Below are 17,455 nucleotides of genomic sequence, written 5' to 3' on the forward strand. Positions count from 1 at the left end.
GTCTATGCCCAATGCCCAATGCCCAATGCCCAATTACATGACTGCAACACGAGGCAGACGATGTTTGAATCCGCAAAGAATTTCCCAGGAAATAGTGTTTAGTTGTTGTGCCCAATCGTCCGCTGAAATTTGTTCTTTTCCCTGTTCTCCTAGTAAGGTGACTACTTCTCCTTCTTGAATATTGGGTATGGCGCTAACATCTAGCATCAACTGATCCATCGTAATTGTCCCGATTTGTGACACCCGCTGACCGCGAATTAACGCCTGCATTTTGTTGGAAAGATTACGAGGCACACCGTCAGCATAGCCAATTCCTACGACGGCGAGGCGGAGTTCACGCGGGGCAACAAATTGATGACTGTAGCTGACAGCAGTTCCTGCGGCAATTGTTTTAACTTGGGTGACTCGTGCTTTAAGTTGTAAAACGGGCTTGAGGTCGATCGCATTTTGTAAATGAGGCGCTGGGTAGAGTCCGTAAACAGCTAAACCTACTCGCACAATGTCGTAATGCAATGCTGGATCTGTGAGTGCAGCCGCTGAGTTTGCCAAGTGTAAGCAGGGGGGGTGAATTCCCATTGCTTTGATTTGAGCGATCGCTTCCTCAAATCGTTTATGCTGTTCTTCCATTACCGTGGTATCAGGATCATCTGCTGTTGCCAAATGAGAATAAATGCTGGCAATGTCAAGATGTGGTAAGCGCTGCACTAATTGCACAAATTCACCAGCTTGCTGCCAGTTAGTTCCCAATCTAGACATTCCCGTGTCTAATTTGATGTGTACGGGTATGGAGGAACCATAATTCATCGATTCTAAGGTGTCAGAAAACACTAAAGCTTGTTTAGGGCTACAGAGTGTCGGCTGAAGTTTCCAGTGTGCGATCGCATGAATCTGCTCTAGTGTATGAGTCGCCCCTAGAATTAAAATGGGTGCTTGAATCCCGCCTTCTCGCAATTGAATCGCTTCTGGAACTGTAGCGACTCCCAGCCAACTAGCTCCCGATTGGATTACAGTTTGGGCGACTGTTACTGCTCCATGTCCATAAGCATCAGCTTTTACTACCGCCATTAGTTCAGTGTGCGGCGATAACAACTGCACCAGTTGCTGTACATTGTACGACAACGCCCCTAAATCAATTTCTACCCAGGCTCGTTGCGAGAACCACGCGTAGGTGTCGCACTGCTGATTAGTAACGACACCAGGGATTTCTTTGCGACTTAACATTTCTACTGACTCCTATCCCACCACGGCTAAACTTTCAAGTTATCTATCTATACACGCTCCTAGAAGCGATATCAGATTAAACAGGAAGTTTACTCTTCATTTAAGAATTGATACAAGATACCTGAAAAAGTAAAGCACGAGTTACGAGTTTTGCTGCCAAACTCTTCACTCTTACCTCATAACTTAATTCTGGAATTATCCTGAAAGTATAATTTATTCTCGTCTCCATAACAGAGTATATTTGTGTTAATATTTATGTAAAGCTAATACCCTGAGCGCAGATAAATGGGGAAGGTTTTAGTCTTAAACGCCTCTTACGAACCTCTCAATATAACGAGTTGGCGTCGCGCTGTGGTTCTGTTAATCAAGGGCAAAGCAGAACACCTAGAACACAACGGTAAGTTCTTGTACTCGGATTTCCCATTGCCGACCGTGATCCGGTTGCGTCATTATGTGCGCGTTCCTTATAAAGAAATTCCTCTAACTCGTCGAAATATATTGCACCGTGACGGTCATGCCTGTCAATACTGTGGTTATACAGGGGATGAGTTGACCCTAGATCATGTAATACCGCGATCGCGTGGCGGGGGCGATAGCTGGGAGAATATTGTAACAGCTTGTGTCCGTTGTAACGTCAAAAAAGGCAGTCGTACTCCCCACGAAGCTCATATGCCTTTGCGTCATCCCCCTCGCCAACCTTATAGTAGCCTCTATTTTGAGGTCAGCAAACATCTTAAAAGTGGACTACACCAAGAGTGGCAAAAGTATGTTATTGGTCTTTGACATGACCAAATAATTACTAATTCGTAACTTGTAATTAAAAGGGTAGTCACAGGTTCGCGTTCCTGCTTGCTTTTAGAGTTGGGCTAAAGCTGAGTTAGACACATTTGGCTTTAACAAGTTGTATGTTGAATCAGGTTTGTTCATAGATTGTGATGTACATTTTCCGGTAAAAGCTAACACAGTAGTACAGCAGCGGAAATAAAGCTACACTCAAAATCGGTGAGAAGCCTACTCTATAAGCTTTTTGACTTTTCACAAATGACAAACAGACGAAAATTTTTAAAAGGTGTAGCGGCGCTTTCTAGCTTGTCTTTAGCTAGTTGTGGCTGGAGACTGGGCCAAGTACGTGCTAATTCTACTACTTCTGGTCAACGTGACCAACTTTATATCTATACCTGGACACAATATACTGACAAACAGTTACTGAAAACCTTTAGCGCCCAAACTGGCATGAAAGTGCTAGCGGATGTGTATGATTCCAATGATGTCATGCTGGCTAAATTGCAAGCTAGTGGTGGTGGCACTTACAGCATCATCTACCCATCAGATTACATGGTGCAGAAGATGGTAAACAAAGGTTTGTTAACAGAAATAAATCACGATCGCTTAATTGGTTTAGAGAATTTATTTCCCCGGTTTGATAATCCTAGTTATGACCCCAATAATCGTTACAGTATCCCTTTTAACTGGGGGACAACAGGTTTACTTTACAATTCCGAAAAAATCAAAGATGCACCACAAGATTGGGATTACCTTTGGCAAAACCAAAAGCAACTTAATCAGCGGATGACCTTGCTCAATGATGTTCGAGAAGTCATGGGTGCAACGTTACGGATGCTAGGCTACTCTTACAACTCAAAAAATGAAGCAGAAATCAAACAAGCTTATGAAAAGTTGAAGGTACTAAAACCTGCGATCGCCCGTTTTGACACCGACGCTTGGCAAAATCAAATTCTGGCAGGAGATTTACTATTGGCAATGTGCTATTCAGCAGATGCGGTGAAAATCTCTCAAGAAAATCCTAAACTTAAATATGTGATTCCTCGTAGCGGTTCTTCATTATGGACAGACACTATTGTTATTCCCAAAACAGCCCCCAATTTAGCTGGAGCCTATGCTTGGATTAACATGATTTTACAACCAGAAGTAGCAGCTACAATCAGTGAACGTCTGAATCTTTCTACGCCTAATAAAGCCGGATTTGAGCAATTACCAAAAAAAATCCAGAACAATGCTAATCTGTTTCCCTCAGAGTCAATTTTAGCAAATTGTGAGCGGATCAGTCCTGCAGAACAATTTGAAGAGATTTATGAGCGCTATTGGACTGAATTAACTAGTAGCTAAAATAGTTAGGAGTTTAGAGGTAGGAGTTAGGAGTGATGGATTCCGAAAAAGAAGATATTTTCAAAATAGAAGAATTGCATCGCCCGCAAATAAGTTGGCTTCAACCATTAATATTGCTTGCACCATCGGGGATTTGGTTATTACTTTTGTTGGTGCTGCCAACTGTGATAATTTTCGAGTTAAGTTTAGTTGCAGACATCCGACCAGGAGATTTGGTTAATCCCAACGGATTCAAAAACTACATCCGAATATTTGATCCTCTTTACTTGCAAGTAATTGGGCGATCGCTATTTTTTGCGTTTAGTACCACAATTATTTGTTTAATTTTGGGCTTTCCTGTCGCCTATTGGATTGCTCAGATAGCGCCGCAACGTTGGCGGAATTTGCTGTTATTAGCCTTTATCTTGCCTTTGTGGACTTCCTCGTTACTTCGTTCCTATGCTTGGATTACAATTCTTCGTCCTACTGGTTTATTGAACAGTTTACTTCGCAATTTAGGCTTGCCTACTTTGCAATTACTTAACCAGAGTCCAGCTGTATTAATTGGCATGAGTTACAGCTTGTTACCTTATATGGTTTTGATTTTATATGCCTCTCTAGAAAAGCTAAACAAGCAGTTGTTAGAAGCGGCAGCTGATTTGGGTGCAAATCCTGTGCAAACTTTTTTCAAAGTAACTGTACCACAAATTTTGCCTGGAATTGCGGCTGCTTCTATGCTTGTATTCATCACAGGCTTGGGGGATTTTGTCGATCCAGAATTACTTGGTGGTGCTTCTAGTATGACGGCGGCGCGGTTAGTTTACAATCAGTTTCTTGGAGCAACGCAAAATTGGGGATTTGGTTCAGCCATAAGTATGACGTTAATTTTGCTTGTTAGTATTGCGATCGCGCTTTTGATTAAATTTGGTGAACCTGCACCCAAACGCTAAACTTTCGTCACTTACTTATAATAAAAGCATCAAACGCCAGCGAGACAACGGTCATGCTCTCACCTGATCTCAAAAATGCGTTACCAACTACTGACGAACAAAACTCGGTGTATTGTACTACGTAATTTATAACCCTGAGTTTTGGCGACGCGACCAACATCAACCTTTTGAAGTGTATAAGTTGATAGGTGGAAACTACCAACTACAAATAGGTGAACCTTATTTGATGCCAGAGGTGGGGTTAGGTATTGGGCGACACCAAGCAGTAATTGCTGGGATACAACAGGAGTTTTTATGTTGGTACGATCAGCAAGGAAACCGTTATTTGACAGATGGAGAACAGGCACAACAGCAGCGACAAAGGGCTGAACAGTTAGCGCAATATTTACGTTCTCTAGGTGTAGATCCAAATAATCTACCTTAGTAATTAAGGCGATGTCTACGACGGGCTATGCCTACGCATTTCCAAAAATATCAATGATTTGTCATTACAAGTAAATGATTGAAATCATCTGTATTACTGTCAATTAAATCATTAATTGTAGAAAGAAACTCATGCTCTAAATAAGGCTTAGTCAAGTAAGCCTTTGCACCCAATTCTTGGGCAAGCTGGCGATGTTTTTCAGCGCTGCGAGAAGTGAGAATCACTACAGGTATTTTTGCTAAATTTGTGTATTGACGGAAATTGCTCAACAACTCAAAACCATTCATTCGTGGCATCTCTAAATCGGAGACGACAACTTTAATTTCAGGATGTAATTGCAACTTTTCTAGAGCTTCTACACCATTTTGGGCTTGTATTACTTGATAGCCAGATTTTTGCAAAGTCAGAGAGAGAGTTTGACGTAGACTAATTGCGTCATCTACGACTAAAACAACTTTTGGTGATTTATTATCTGGCTCTTGAGAATAACTGGGTTGGGTTTCTATAGTTGTTGTGGAAGTAGATGCAGTAAGTAATGGTGTAGATGAAAAAGTATGTCCCGATATTGGCAAGGCTTTTTTATTTGAGGAAGAAGGTACTGGTAGCGCCCTGATATCAAGTGTTGTTTGTTGGATATCGCTAGACTTTACTAGCAATAAAGCATCAATCACTAAGATGAGATTACCATTGGCTAAACTACTACAACCATAAATGTATTTTGGCGGTGCGATCGCATTTCCTAAAGGTCTAATTACCAGTTCTTGTTCACCAATTATTTGGTCAACTTCTAAAGCAAACATTCCCTGATTTCGTCGTAGCAAAAGCACCGGATTTTTCGCTATGCTTGGCTCGTGACTATTTGACGTATTGTATGGAGTAGCACTATTAAAGAATGAACCATTATAATCAATCAACTTTGAAAGTTGATGGAGGCTGACCATAGTCTCATCATTGTCTGTATTCCAATGAAAGATTTTTTTCCCTTCAATTTCTTTAATCTGTTGTTCAGAGGGAATCAATATTTTTTCGATACTGTCCAAAATAAGGCCATAAACAACACCTTTGGCTTGAACTAGCATGAGTTTTTCTGTAGTCATAGAAAAAGGAATTTTGAGGATGAATATTGTTCCTTGGTTAGGCAAGGATTGTACTGTAACTGAGCCATTGAGTGCGTGCATCTGAGTACGCACAATATCTAAACCCATACCGCGCCCAGAAATTTCACTCACTTTATTAGCAGTAGAAAATCCAGGTGAAAATATCAAATCTAAAAGTTCAGATTCAGCCAGATTAGAAGCAGAACCTCTAGTTTTTTCTTTAGTTTCTATGAGACAAAATTCATCAGCTTTTCTGCGAATTCTATCTAAATTCAATCCCTGACCATTATCTCGAACTTCGATAACAGTTTGGCTACCCTGATGATAAGCGCAGATTTCGATTAAACCTTGTTCTGATTTACCAAGCTCTCGGCGAATATGTGGAGCTTCAATGCCGTGGTCAAAAGCATTACGCACTAAGTGTAATAAAGGATCGTAGAGCTTTTCTGCGATCGCTTTATCAACTAATACTTCAGTACCACTAAGTTTCAATTCTACAAGTTTGGCATAAACGTTCCCCAACTTATTAATCATGTGGGGGAAGCGATTCAGGATATTACCCAAAGGCGACATTCGTGCTTCGACTAAGTTATCTATAATATTAAGAGTTAAATTCTCTTGTTTATCACTAATTTGAGTCGCTTGCGTCACGAGCAAGTCAAGAGATTCTGTAGTTTCTTGTAGTTGCAGTGTTTCTTCTATTGTTTCATGCAATGTCATGTGAAACTCTGTATATACATCCATTTCTAAAGAATCAAACTTCACTGCAAAATCTTGCGTTTGTTGTAAGGAAATATTTTGTATTTGTAATGGTAAATCACGTAATTCATTTAAAGTTGTTTGGTGTCTAGTGAGTTGCTGTACTAATTGCTCAATTATTTCTTTGACTTGTTCATCTTGCAAACTACGGCGTTTTTGATAAATCAGCAATTCTCCAGCTAGATAATTGAGATGTTGCAGTCTTTCTGTATCTACTCGAATAAATGAAGGTTGGCGCAAATTTTTAGTTTGAACATACTGAGATTTGTCTTCTATTTCTTGGTTAATTTGCGTAGCTAAATCAGGCATAATTTCAATAGTTGTTTCAGAAACTACCTGTTCACTGATAGTTAATGAATCAAGCTTTTCTGAATAATCATCAGGCTGAATTGTCACGACTTCAACAACAATATTTTGGCTAGATTCTTCTCCCCATATTGCTTCTAGTAGGTGATCATTTGTTTCAGAAAAGACCGATTTAGATACTTCTTTAAAGACTAACAAGGTTTGTAACTTGGGACGATCCAGCCAATTTTTATCTTCGCCAGTCACAGGAGGATAATTTTTATATTCTTGTGCTAATTTATGAATTTGATTCTGTAATATTTTAATTACTGAGAGGTAGCTGTCAGATGCTTCAAGAGAATATTGAAATTTTGCAACTGCAAATAGGATAATTAAGATAATCCCACGTCGATAAATACAAAGACTTTGACTATCTTCTTGATTTTGGACAAAATTAAGAAACTTTTTTAGCCAATTTTGGATATAATCAAGCAGACTTTTTCTTTCTAATGTAGGAACCAGTAAAGTTAAACTGAGTTCTTCTGCCGGTATTTCCATCTCATGATGAAACCAGCCAAAAATGTAACGAATTACTTTTAAATAAAACTTGGCAGTTGTTGGGTTAACGGATTGATTTTTATTGTGATCAGATGTAGTGAGAAACTGGTAAAATTGTTCTTCATTGATAGTAAATGTACCAGCAAATGAATTATTTGGCAATTCTTCAGATGGCTGATTATTTGCTACTGTTGTGAGTTTTCGCAAACCTGGAGAAGGTTCTCCACCAGAAGTGCGATCGCCCGCTAATACTAATTGTTGTGCTTGTTGTAAATCTGCAAGGGCAATTTCTGCTATTTGCTGCACCTGCGTAGGATTTGCTTGCAGCGCTGATAGAATTGTTTGGGCTATTTCTCCCAATCCAGGTAAATTTAGAGATTCTGCCAAGCCGAAAAACACTTCAGCTTGAGACTGTAAAAACTCGATAAATTCGTCACTATTTGGTGGATTGTTAACAGCGTCAGCAATACTATTTAGACGTTGTTCTACACCCACTTCAAAAACGGACTGCACAATATCAAATCCCAATTCTTCAGAACTGGGAATATGAGACTCAGCACCAAAAGCATCACCCAGTTTTTCTTGCAACTGTGCAAACACTGAAGTTGCTCGATGTATGAGTTCTTCATTATTAATACTACTGCCTATCAACTCGGTATTTAATGCTATGCTAAGACATTCGTAAGCTTGTAACAAAAGTGTTTGCAATTCGGCATCAATTACTACTTTTGGATTATATAGAGCCTTAAATACATCTTCTAAATAATGGGCTATCATCTTAATTACTTCTAGTCCAACATTAGCCGCTCCACCTTTAAGTGTATGAGTAGCCCGCATTAAATTATGAACTTTAGCAATGCTATAACCTTCCGATAAGCTAAATAGTTCTTGTTCAATAATTTGGATTAATTCCGGGGCTTCAGCTAGAAAGTAAATGTATCCTTGTTCGCGGATTTCTTTATCTGTGATCATATTTTAGATTTTGGATTTGTTGCGTAAAGTTTTGATTGATGCAACTGTCATCAATACGCTTGGGTTAAGAAAAATAGTAGGTTGGGTTGAGGAACGAAACCCAACATTATCAACCATTTGTTGGGTTTTGCTATTGCTCAACCCAACCTACACCATGACTTACCACGACTAACTCCTAACTCCTAACTCCTAACTCCTAACTTTTTATTAGTTGACTTTAAACTTGCCAGCAGTTGTTAATAAGTCTTTTGCCATTCCTGATAAATCTTGGAACACACTAGCAATTTCCTGAGATTCAGCAAAAGTTTTATTGGCAATTCCTGCTACATCTTGCATTGATTTAGTTACTGTTACAGATTGCGTCATTTGTTTTTGAGTCGCTGCGGTAATTCGCTCAATTAGCTGACTAATTTCGGCAGTTGCAGAAACGATCGCATTTAAGTTTTGGCGGGTATCATTGACAAGATTTGTGCCTTCTACTACCTGTTGAATGCCAGTTTCCATCGCTACTGCAACTTCTCCGGTTTCTGTTTGAATCTCCTGGACTAATTTTTCAATTTCAATACTGGCTGCTGCTGACTGGCGAGATAAAGAACGGACTTCATCAGCTACAACTGCAAAGCCTTTGCCATATTCACCTGCACGGGTGGCTTCAATGGCTGCATTCAAAGCCAGTACGTTTGTCTGTGTGGCAAAATTACCAATCAAATTCACCACTTTGGAGATTTTTTGCGAGGATTCGCTGAGGCGTTTAATCTTTTTGCTGGTCTGAGCAACGGTTTCACGAATTCCTTGGATTGCTTTGACAGTCAGGTTCATCGCAGTATCGCCAGACTCTACAGTTTGATTGGCTTGTTGCACTGCTAGTTGCACCAATTCAGCATTCGCCACCACAGCTTCAGTAGAGTCCACCATCAGTTGAATTTCGCCTAAAGCTGCGGTAATTTCCTCAGATTGTTGTTGCGCTAAATTGGTCAATCCTGTTAGTGAAGCCTCGCTATTACCAGAAGTTTGGGCAACTTGTTGAGCAGCTCCCTGTACCTGAATAACGATTTGTCGCAGTGCTTGCAGAGTGCTATTGTAAGCATCAGCGATGGTGCCTAGCTCGTCTTCTGTAATCGGTGCGCGTACCGTTAAGTCGCCGGTGAGGGCGGGTCTAAGAGCCATTAAGAGTTGAATAGAGCGTTGTTGTAGTAATTCCTTGGCTGCCTTTTCTCGTGCTGCTGCTTCTGCTAATTTTGCTGACTGCGCTTGTACTTGTTGCAAATATTCGGCTTGTTGTAATGTCAGTCCTAACTGACCGCTAATGCGTGCTAACAAATTGACTTGCGATTCTTCCCAATCACGAGGGCTGGAATTTTGATAAGCTGCCAGCAAGCCCCACAATTGCTCCCCAAAGAATATGGGAACTATGATATAAGCTTTGGCTTCAAACTGCTCTAAAATTTCAATGTGGCAAGTAGAATGACCTACCTGATAAATGTCGTTGACAACAAAGTTTTCCCCTTGGGCATATCGACCTCCCTGAGTTTCTTGTAAGTGAGTATCTTCCCAAACGGTTTTGATATCGGGTCCTACCAGTTTTATCCAACCATAAGCTACTGACTCCGCTACAAATTCACCACTCCAGTCGGGATTGAAGCGATAAACAGCGACGCGATCGCATCGCAATAATTGTCGCACTTCTTGAGTGGTTATCTTGAAAATATCTTCCATATCAAAGATTTGCCGGATGCGGTTACTAATCTTGGTAACAGCTTTCTCTTGTTCCGCTATCTCAGCTAGTTTCTCAGATTTTACCCGCACTAATTCTAGATAGTCTATCTGTGATTTAGCTAGGGTAAATTGCAAGCTAGTCTGAACCAAAAAGTTAACTTCCCAGGTTTGCCATTCACGTGCTCCCGAATTTTGATAAGCTGCCAACAAGCCCCACAATTTATCCCCGAAGAATATAGGAACAATTATGTAAGCTTTGGCTTCAAACTGCTCTAAAATCTCAATGTGGCAGTCAGTAAGCCCTATTTGATAGATGTCATTAGCAATAAAGTTTTCACCTCTGACATACCTACCTCCCTGAGTTTCTTGCAAGTAGGTATCATCTAAAACGGTTTTAATATCAGGTCCTACCAGTTTTGTCCAACCATTACCTACAGACTCAGCCACAAATTCGCCACCCCAGTCAGGGGTAAAGCGATAGACTGCGACGCGATCGCATTTTAGTGATTGACGCACTTCTTGAGTGGTTGTTTTGAAGATCGTATCTACATCTAAAGATTGGCGGATGCGGTTGACTATCTTAGTAAAAGCTTTTTCTTGTTCGACTATTTGAGCTAGTTGATCAGATTTTGTCTGCACTTGCTCGACATATTCTTTTTGTGATACGGCCACACCAAATTGCAAGCCAATCTGAGTTAAAAAGTTTTCTTCCCAAGGTTGCCAATCACGCGGCCCAGAATTTTGATAAGCTGCTAGCAAGCCCCATAGTTTCTCTCCGGTGAATATGGGCGCAATGATGTAAGCTTTGATTTCAAACTGCTCTAAAATGTCAATGTGGCATTGAGCATGACCCATTTTATAGATGTCTTTGACCACAAAGCTTTCACCCGTAGCATAACGTCCTCCTTGAGTATCTTGTAAGTGGCTATCTTCCCAGACTGTGTAAAAATCAGGGCCGACCAATTTTGTCCAATTATTACCCACTGATTCAGACACAAATTCGCCACTCCAATCAGGTTTGAAGCGATAAACACCGACGCGATCGCATCTTAGTAATTGACGTACTTCTTGAGTGGTTGTTGGAAAAATCTTATCAAGATTTGATACGCGGAGAATTTTGTCGATGACTTTAGCCACCGATTTTTTTGCTAGTATCTGCTGTTGCTGCTCATTTTGGAATTCAAAACTCTGCAATTTGTAAGTTAATTCTGTTGTAATTTGAGATAGTAAACTAATTTCTACCTCTTGCCAATGCCGCACTGAAGAACAATTATTTACTACCAGCAACCCCCATACTTTACCTTCTACTACAATCGGTAAACTCAAACTAGCTTTAATTTGAAACTTCTCTAGTAGTTGCTTTTGATAAGGGGTAAGTTGTATCTGATTGATATCATCAATAACTACAGGTTCTATATAGTCTTGATTGGTATATAAGCCAAAAATAATTCCGGGAATATTTTCGCCTAAAGTTGGTGTCCAACCTAGTGTTCTGGATTCTGCTAAAACCTCACCTGATTCTAGGGAGGTAAACTGATAAATTAAGGCGCGATCGCAGCCAATCTTTTCTCTAATTTGCGCTACAGTAATTTTAAGTAGTGTATCAAAGTCTGGTGCTTGACGCATATAAGTTGCGATGTCTTGCAACTGTCGCCGCCAAGTTTTAAATTCTTGAGCGATCGCATTTAATAAAGATATTTCATTACTGGCAATATTCGCTATATTCGGATCACCATTAATATTTTCTACTTCTGAGATTAGATTCTCATTTTCCTGGCTATTTTTATACAAAAATGTCATTTGATTCACCTCAAAAATTGTGATTGGTAATAACTTGATATTTGGTAGAGAAGAATGATCTGGCTTTTGGTGATTCAGGATTAGTAATTGTTAAAATACTACGCCTAATCACCCATTATTAAATTTTCAATTATGAGTCCCCCACATAGGAGCTTGAATAATCGTTATAGCATCCAAATTAAAAATCATCTCCTCGGAATCATTAATAAAGTATCCCTGTAAAAAAGGTGAAATTTTCGGATAAAATAATTCAGGAGTTGCGGGTTTCATTTGCCTAGTATCTAGCCATTCAATATCTATCAGATGTCGCACCAATAGTCCCAAATACTTACCCTTGTTTTCCAAAACAATCCCCATCATTATTGAAAGTAAATTTGATCCTTGCGAAATTGGCGGATAACCTAACATTGCCTCTAAATCTATCAACCAAAGCATCTCACCGCGCCAGTTATAAATACCCAAGACGCTATTGGGCATCTGAGGAACGCCGCATATTTCAGGTAATGATACTTGCAAAACTTCTGTGATGTGTTGTAACGAAATTACGGCTGTATCACTTGCTCCCAAATTAAAACTTAAAAACTTTTCTTTGGTTTCCAAAGTTATTGAGCCTTTGTAATTGATGATTTCTTTTTAGTCATTATTTGCAGTTTATATTTAACTTAGAAGTAGTTAGTTTTATTGACTGTATTGCATTTTTACTTCTTAATCAATTGGTTCAATATTGTCATTAATTCCTCTCGTTCAATCGGTTTTGATAGATAACCATCAGCGCCCAACATATTACCCCAAATTTTATCTACATCAGTATTTTTGGTAGAGCAAAAAACCACAGGTATTTTGCTAGTGTTGGGATTGGTTTTCAATTCTCGGCAAATTTCAAAGCCACTTTTACCTGGTAAAATTACGTCGAGAAATATTAGGTCTGGCTTGTTTTTATCTATTTTGTCTTGAACCTCTTCACTGCTTGTGGCGCTAATCACAGAATAACCTGCCTGTTGCAAGTAACGGCTGATTATTTCCATATCTGTTAAGCCATCTTCAACAACTAAAACAGTATTCATAGCAATTACTCGTTAAACCTTTCTCACAATGTAAACGAATTAGACATACAAACCCTAAATGATTCCTTAACAAAGACATAGAAAGGACTAGAGACTAGCCGCTAACCTCTTTGCCCCAACCACTATTTCACAACTCACATAGAACTGCTATAAATACACAAAATTGTATTTGTCTAATTTTGATTCAATCTTTATGTATTAACCTCAGAAAAACTACGTACTAAACATAACTTAATATAGTAATCGTAAATTGTTTTTGAAAAAATCTAAATAGCTTTTTAGGGTTGTTAGACGAGAGTAAGGCAGCAAAAGCTTGGAATGATGCCGTACTTTCTGCGCTAACATCACCCTACACTTAATATTTTGTTTATAAATAAGTAAGTCGGCATGAATCATTAAAGGTTCATAGTAAGGGTGAAACCCTCATCCTATTAATTTTTGAAGATGTGCCTACATAACTCACGCGAAACTATATATGTAGGGGCAACTGATAAATTGTCCCTACATGAATAAAGTACAATCTTATATAGAATTGGTATTATTATGAGCCAACTTAATTAATTTTATATTGCGTAACATAGTTTGATTTATTCTTGCCGACTTACTTAGCCTCTAATTCCCAAATTACAAACCTCTTAATTAGAATTAGATTTATTCTTGTCAATGGATACACTTGGTATAGGTAAATATTTACGTATTATGGCCATTACCTTATCAGCCATTACGGGTTTTGTGAGAAAATCTGTAGAACCAACTACCTTTGCACGAACTCTATCTAAAAAACCATCATTTCCTGTTAATACGATTATTGGTGTGTTGGCAAAAGTAGATATTCGTCGCAACTGAGTGCAAATTTCGTAACCACTAGCAACTGGCATAATTAAATCCAAGAAAATCAGGTCTGGTTTCTCCTGAATGAGGGTTGGTAGAGCTTGTACAGCATCTTGAATTTTGATAAATCTCAATCCATTGGAAGTGATAATATCCTCTAGCATTTTACAGACTTGAGGGCTATCATCCACACAAGCTATTAAGGGAGCAGTCCGCTTCTTTGTTTGTGTGGTGGTGGAGTTATTGTTGACTTCAGTAACTCCTAAAGGTAAGTCAGGTGCTTCCACCAATTCAATGATTCCTTTAAGAATATATGGAAGTAACGAACGCGTGAGCGGTAGTACACTCTGCTTCATTTTCACGGCTAAATCTCGCAGAGTAAATTTGCCGTTAATTAAATTGACAAAGTTTTTGTAAATAGATGGACTTATCATCTGCTTAAGTTGTTCTGGTCGCCGCAGAATGGGTGCCAAGTCAGGAGAAAAATTTGCTAAACCAGCTTCTGACCAAATTTTCCACGAGTCTTCCATGTGCTTGACAGGCATTTCTGTACTCGTAAAACTCATTGGTGTTTCTAGGATAACTTCTTGACTGCGATCGCAACTCATAGAAGCAAAGTTTGCTTGCAGAGCTAGATCAAATAATAGTTCTGCTATCGTGCTTTCCACAATAGACTGAATCTGTTCCCGCTGGATTTTCTGCTTTTTATACAATATTTCTAAAAGGTTATAATCCCAGTAATTGATTGATAGGTCTTGCAAACGCACCTGCAACTTATCAACATCAATCTGAGGACAATTTTGCGCTATTTGTCTACGCCAGCGTCGGAAGGGATGAGTTCCCCCTGTTGCCCAAACTATCCGTCCCAGCCGATAGTAAAAAGTCCATTGGCTGCCTTTTGAACTCTTAATATTTAATTTGCCATTATATTGCAGCTGAGTACAATTTTTAAACTCATTTACTAAATTATTTGAAATAACTTCCCGGTGGGTCATATTTTATTCCTATTATTAAAAAGCCAGCCGTTGAAAAACCCACACTAACTGTATAGTGGTCACCAAACATATCAACAAGTGCAAATACATTTGGTATATAGCAGTCTAAATCAAGATTATTAAAAGCAAGGGAGATGGGAATGGGCAGATAGCAAAAACCTTTCTAGCAAATAAGTCATCTAGCACAGAGTTTCTTATTGGCAGACTTTACTTTTCTGCTAATATTTCATCACTCAAGTAGATTGCTATAGTCCACATCATTAAGATGCATTCAATATTAGTATCCTATTTTAATAATTTTAATACGGAATCATAACCGTATAAATTCTGAATTTTTGTTTAAAAAAGATTAGCAGCTTCTAGAGATTTTTGCTTCAATTATTGAAATTTGACATAAAGTTAAAAATATTTATTTAAAGTTATAATTCTTAATTTATATCAATCATAGATGAGTTTTTCTAGGAAATATTATCCTTAAAGAAGGCGTGCTAAACTGTTCATAATCTAGTTTTACAGGTCAATCTAAGGCAGCAAATGAGTTTAGGCACTAAACTGTTTATCCTTTGGGGGCTGAACTACAGCGCTTCCGGCTATTATGGAATATAGTTTTTCTCCTTGCCCCTCTCCTAGCATACCTTTCAGCTTTGAGGATGTACCCCATAGCTGCCGGAAGTGCTGTATCGAAGTAATCTTCAGTAACTTTTGCGATGAAGTCTCTTTTGCGGCTGCAAGTTAGTTTATTGGCTGCATCTTTGAAGGTAGATTTTATAGTGTCGGTAAGCATGAAAGAATGCGATTCCAATTCTAGAGATTAGAGCAGGCGCTGGCAGATCCGCGCTTCCTATTCTTCTAGAATGGCTGATATTTTATTTCTCTGCAAGTCCCTAAAGCGCTTACTTAACCGGCTGAGAACTAAACTCTCCCAATCCCCAATCCCTTTTAACCCGATTTTCACATCTGGTCGTATTTACGTAGAATCTTTGATAAAAACTCATATAAACTGTATATTTTAAAGTATCTTAGCAAATTATTCTTTAATTACTGCGAAAGTGAGGTTAGCGTACCTAACTCGGTGGGACTAATGCAAAAGCTCCCAGTGAATAGGCTACGGCGTAGCTTCTTGACAGACGAGATATTCTTGAGATGCCCGAGAGCTAATGATGACTGAAGCAATCCAAATCGGTAATCGTACAATCACAGCTAGTGAACTGATTTCTTTACTGGCAAATTACCAAATGCTGCCACAATTGCAGCGGGAATTGATCATTGATGAGGCAATTGAGCAAAGCTCACACGCTGCAAACGTAACAATAGAGTGTACTTCTGAGGAAGTAGCCCAAGCTAAACAGCAGTTTTACACTGAAAAACAGTTCAAAAATGAAGAAGATATCCAAGCTTGGATGGCACGTCAAGGGCTTATCCCTGAACAACTAGAAGTTATTACCACTCGTAAGCTGAAAATTGAAAAATTCAAGCAAGCCACTTGGGGTAATAAACTGGAATCTTACTTTTTTCAGTCCAAGGCAAAACTAGACAAAGTAATTTATTCTCTACTGCGAACCCAAGATGTAGGAATTGCCCAAGAACTTTATTTCCGGATTCAGGCAAAAGAAAACTCTTTTGCTAACTTGGCGCGGGAATATTCACTCGGTCCAGAAGCCCAAACTGGCGGTTTAGTAGGCCCGATTGAACTGAATGCACTACATCCGATAATGATGCAAATGCTCTCTAGCAGTCAACCAGGTCAGATATTACCTCCTAGCCGTATTGCTGAGTGGTTCGTGATTTTGCGGCTGGAAAGATTTATCCCCGCACAACTAGATGAATTGATGAAAGTGCGTCTGCTGAATGAACTCTTTGAAACCTGGTTACAAGAACAGCAAAAGCAAATCATGTCTGCACCACAGAGGGAGGGTAGCAGAGGAGGACAGCAAGAGGGCGATAAACCCTTAACCTAAGGCTGAGAGGCGACTCCTATGCTTGACTTTAAAACCGGGAGTGAGGTGAGGTAGATGGTCACGCAGAAAGTGATCTAACTTTTAAAAGCCACAAACTAAATGTTATCAGTTGCTACCAAAGTTTTTTTGTGCTTTAATTTTAAGCGTTTCAGAGTGCGGGACAAACTTGATATACTTACTTTTATTTCTGTGCGCTCTTTTATTACTTCTTGAATTTTTCGTAAATATATATCACTTTACTCTGTCACCATTATTTTTACATAATTTATATCAAAGCGATCGCTCATACTAGGAATACTAAGAAATCAGCAGCAAATCTTACTTACTTAGTATTCCTAATTACAAGTACTATCTAACTCAAGGTATGATGTCGCCGTCGGAAGCGTATTATCTCCAACACCGATTTAGCCGCAGTAAACTTTTTATCCTCTGACAAAATCTTTCTACCAGAGGTCTAGGTTTTGATATAGGTCTGGGTGATCGTGATCTACGTGTAGCCCCCGGATTTTTTAACTCTTGTTCTATAAGTGCCGCTTTATTTAAATCGGAAGTGGCTCTATATTCGTATCCCAGTTGAGAGCAAATCAGCCCACGATATTTATATGCGTCAATATAGTAAGGATTCAGACGAATCGCACGGGTAAAATCTGCGATCGCATCTTCATATCTTCCTTGTGTAGCATTTTCTACTCCCCAAGTATAGAAAGTTTCTGCATCTC

At 39.1% G+C, this 17,455-nt stretch carries 13 protein-coding genes; 5 read left to right on the top strand and 8 right to left on the bottom strand.

Translation table 11 applies throughout. The features are described 5' to 3' along the window. Positions 1–33 precede the first annotated feature (33 nt). Positions 34–1,221: an alanine racemase gene (gene alr / locus ACEW80_RS20065; protein WP_373528277.1), complete on the bottom strand. Its 1,188-nt coding sequence runs from the start codon at positions 1,219–1,221 to the stop codon at positions 34–36. Positions 1,222–1,506: 285 nt separating this feature from the next. On the opposite strand from alr, the gene ACEW80_RS20070 reads away from it, so the two are divergent. The 4 genes from ACEW80_RS20070 to ACEW80_RS20085 all read left to right on the top strand — a co-directional run bounded on the left by ACEW80_RS20070 (position 1,507) and on the right by ACEW80_RS20085 (position 4,701). Next, entirely contained in the window at positions 1,507–2,004 is a 498-nt protein-coding gene (locus tag ACEW80_RS20070; protein WP_373528278.1) for an HNH endonuclease, read from the top strand. 258 nt (positions 2,005–2,262) lie between these two features. Beyond that, positions 2,263–3,348: a spermidine/putrescine ABC transporter substrate-binding protein gene (locus tag ACEW80_RS20075; protein ID WP_373528279.1), complete on the top strand. Its 1,086-nt coding sequence runs from the start codon at positions 2,263–2,265 to the stop codon at positions 3,346–3,348. Positions 3,349–3,383: 35 nt separating this feature from the next. Further along, complete coding sequence (locus ACEW80_RS20080) at positions 3,384–4,277, top strand: ABC transporter permease (RefSeq protein WP_373528280.1); 894 nt, start codon at positions 3,384–3,386, stop codon at positions 4,275–4,277. A gap of 112 nt (positions 4,278–4,389) precedes the next feature. Beyond that, complete coding sequence (locus ACEW80_RS20085; RefSeq protein ID WP_373528281.1) at positions 4,390–4,701, top strand: hypothetical protein; 312 nt, start codon at positions 4,390–4,392, stop codon at positions 4,699–4,701. 50 nt (positions 4,702–4,751) lie between these two features. Here the strand turns inward: ACEW80_RS20085 and ACEW80_RS20090 are convergent, their stop codons facing one another. From ACEW80_RS20090 to ACEW80_RS20110, 5 genes are all read right to left on the bottom strand, one after another. Then, positions 4,752–8,372 (bottom strand): response regulator, encoded by a 3,621-nt coding sequence (locus tag ACEW80_RS20090; protein ID WP_373528282.1) that lies wholly within the window; start codon positions 8,370–8,372, stop codon positions 4,752–4,754. Positions 8,373–8,579: 207 nt separating this feature from the next. After that, positions 8,580–11,888 (bottom strand): GAF domain-containing protein, encoded by a 3,309-nt coding sequence (locus tag ACEW80_RS20095; protein ID WP_373528283.1) that lies wholly within the window; start codon positions 11,886–11,888, stop codon positions 8,580–8,582. Positions 11,889–12,014: 126 nt separating this feature from the next. Beyond that, the gene (locus ACEW80_RS20100; RefSeq protein ID WP_373528284.1) at positions 12,015–12,488 is read right to left on the bottom strand and encodes a chemotaxis protein CheW; all 474 of its coding nucleotides are present in this window, start codon (positions 12,486–12,488) and stop codon (positions 12,015–12,017) included. Positions 12,489–12,586: 98 nt separating this feature from the next. Continuing rightward, entirely contained in the window at positions 12,587–12,952 is a 366-nt protein-coding gene (locus ACEW80_RS20105; protein WP_373528285.1) for a response regulator transcription factor, read from the bottom strand. 635 nt (positions 12,953–13,587) lie between these two features. Beyond that, complete coding sequence (locus ACEW80_RS20110; protein WP_373528286.1) at positions 13,588–14,778, bottom strand: response regulator; 1,191 nt, start codon at positions 14,776–14,778, stop codon at positions 13,588–13,590. A 1,160-nt stretch (positions 14,779–15,938) separates the two neighbouring features. Here ACEW80_RS20110 and ACEW80_RS20115 point away from each other — a divergent pair. Continuing rightward, complete coding sequence (locus ACEW80_RS20115) at positions 15,939–16,736, top strand: peptidylprolyl isomerase (RefSeq protein ID WP_373528311.1); 798 nt, start codon at positions 15,939–15,941, stop codon at positions 16,734–16,736. Positions 16,737–16,831: 95 nt separating this feature from the next. On the opposite strand, the gene ACEW80_RS20120 is transcribed toward ACEW80_RS20115, so the two are convergent. Both ACEW80_RS20120 and ACEW80_RS20125 read right to left on the bottom strand, forming a co-directional pair. Beyond that, positions 16,832–16,966: a winged helix-turn-helix domain-containing protein gene (locus ACEW80_RS20120; RefSeq protein WP_373528312.1), complete on the bottom strand. Its 135-nt coding sequence runs from the start codon at positions 16,964–16,966 to the stop codon at positions 16,832–16,834. A 157-nt stretch (positions 16,967–17,123) separates the two neighbouring features. Next, a complete protein-coding gene (locus ACEW80_RS20125; protein WP_373528313.1) occupies positions 17,124–17,390 on the bottom strand; it encodes a hypothetical protein in 267 nt (88 codons plus the stop codon). Positions 17,391–17,455 lie beyond the last annotated feature (65 nt).

The organism is Nostoc sp. (assembly GCF_041747015.1).
Taxonomy (GTDB): Bacteria; Cyanobacteriota; Cyanobacteriia; order Cyanobacteriales; family Nostocaceae; genus Nostoc.

Bases quoted from the DNA above. Each gene is read 5' to 3' on its own strand.
- ACEW80_RS20095 (WP_373528283.1), bottom strand. From the start codon at position 11,888: ATGACATTTTTGTATAAAAATAGCCAGGAAAATGAGAATCTAATCTCA.
- ACEW80_RS20075 (WP_373528279.1), top strand. From the start codon at position 2,263: ATGACAAACAGACGAAAATTTTTAAAAGGTGTAGCGGCGCTTTCTAGC.
- ACEW80_RS20105 (WP_373528285.1), bottom strand. From the start codon at position 12,952: ATGAATACTGTTTTAGTTGTTGAAGATGGCTTAACAGATATGGAAATA.
- ACEW80_RS20070 (WP_373528278.1), top strand. From the start codon at position 1,507: ATGGGGAAGGTTTTAGTCTTAAACGCCTCTTACGAACCTCTCAATATA.
- ACEW80_RS20115 (WP_373528311.1), top strand. From the start codon at position 15,939: ATGACTGAAGCAATCCAAATCGGTAATCGTACAATCACAGCTAGTGAA.
- ACEW80_RS20110 (WP_373528286.1), bottom strand. From the start codon at position 14,778: ATGACCCACCGGGAAGTTATTTCAAATAATTTAGTAAATGAGTTTAAA.
- ACEW80_RS20080 (WP_373528280.1), top strand. From the start codon at position 3,384: ATGGATTCCGAAAAAGAAGATATTTTCAAAATAGAAGAATTGCATCGC.
- alr (WP_373528277.1), bottom strand. From the start codon at position 1,221: ATGTTAAGTCGCAAAGAAATCCCTGGTGTCGTTACTAATCAGCAGTGC.
- ACEW80_RS20090 (WP_373528282.1), bottom strand. From the start codon at position 8,372: ATGATCACAGATAAAGAAATCCGCGAACAAGGATACATTTACTTTCTA.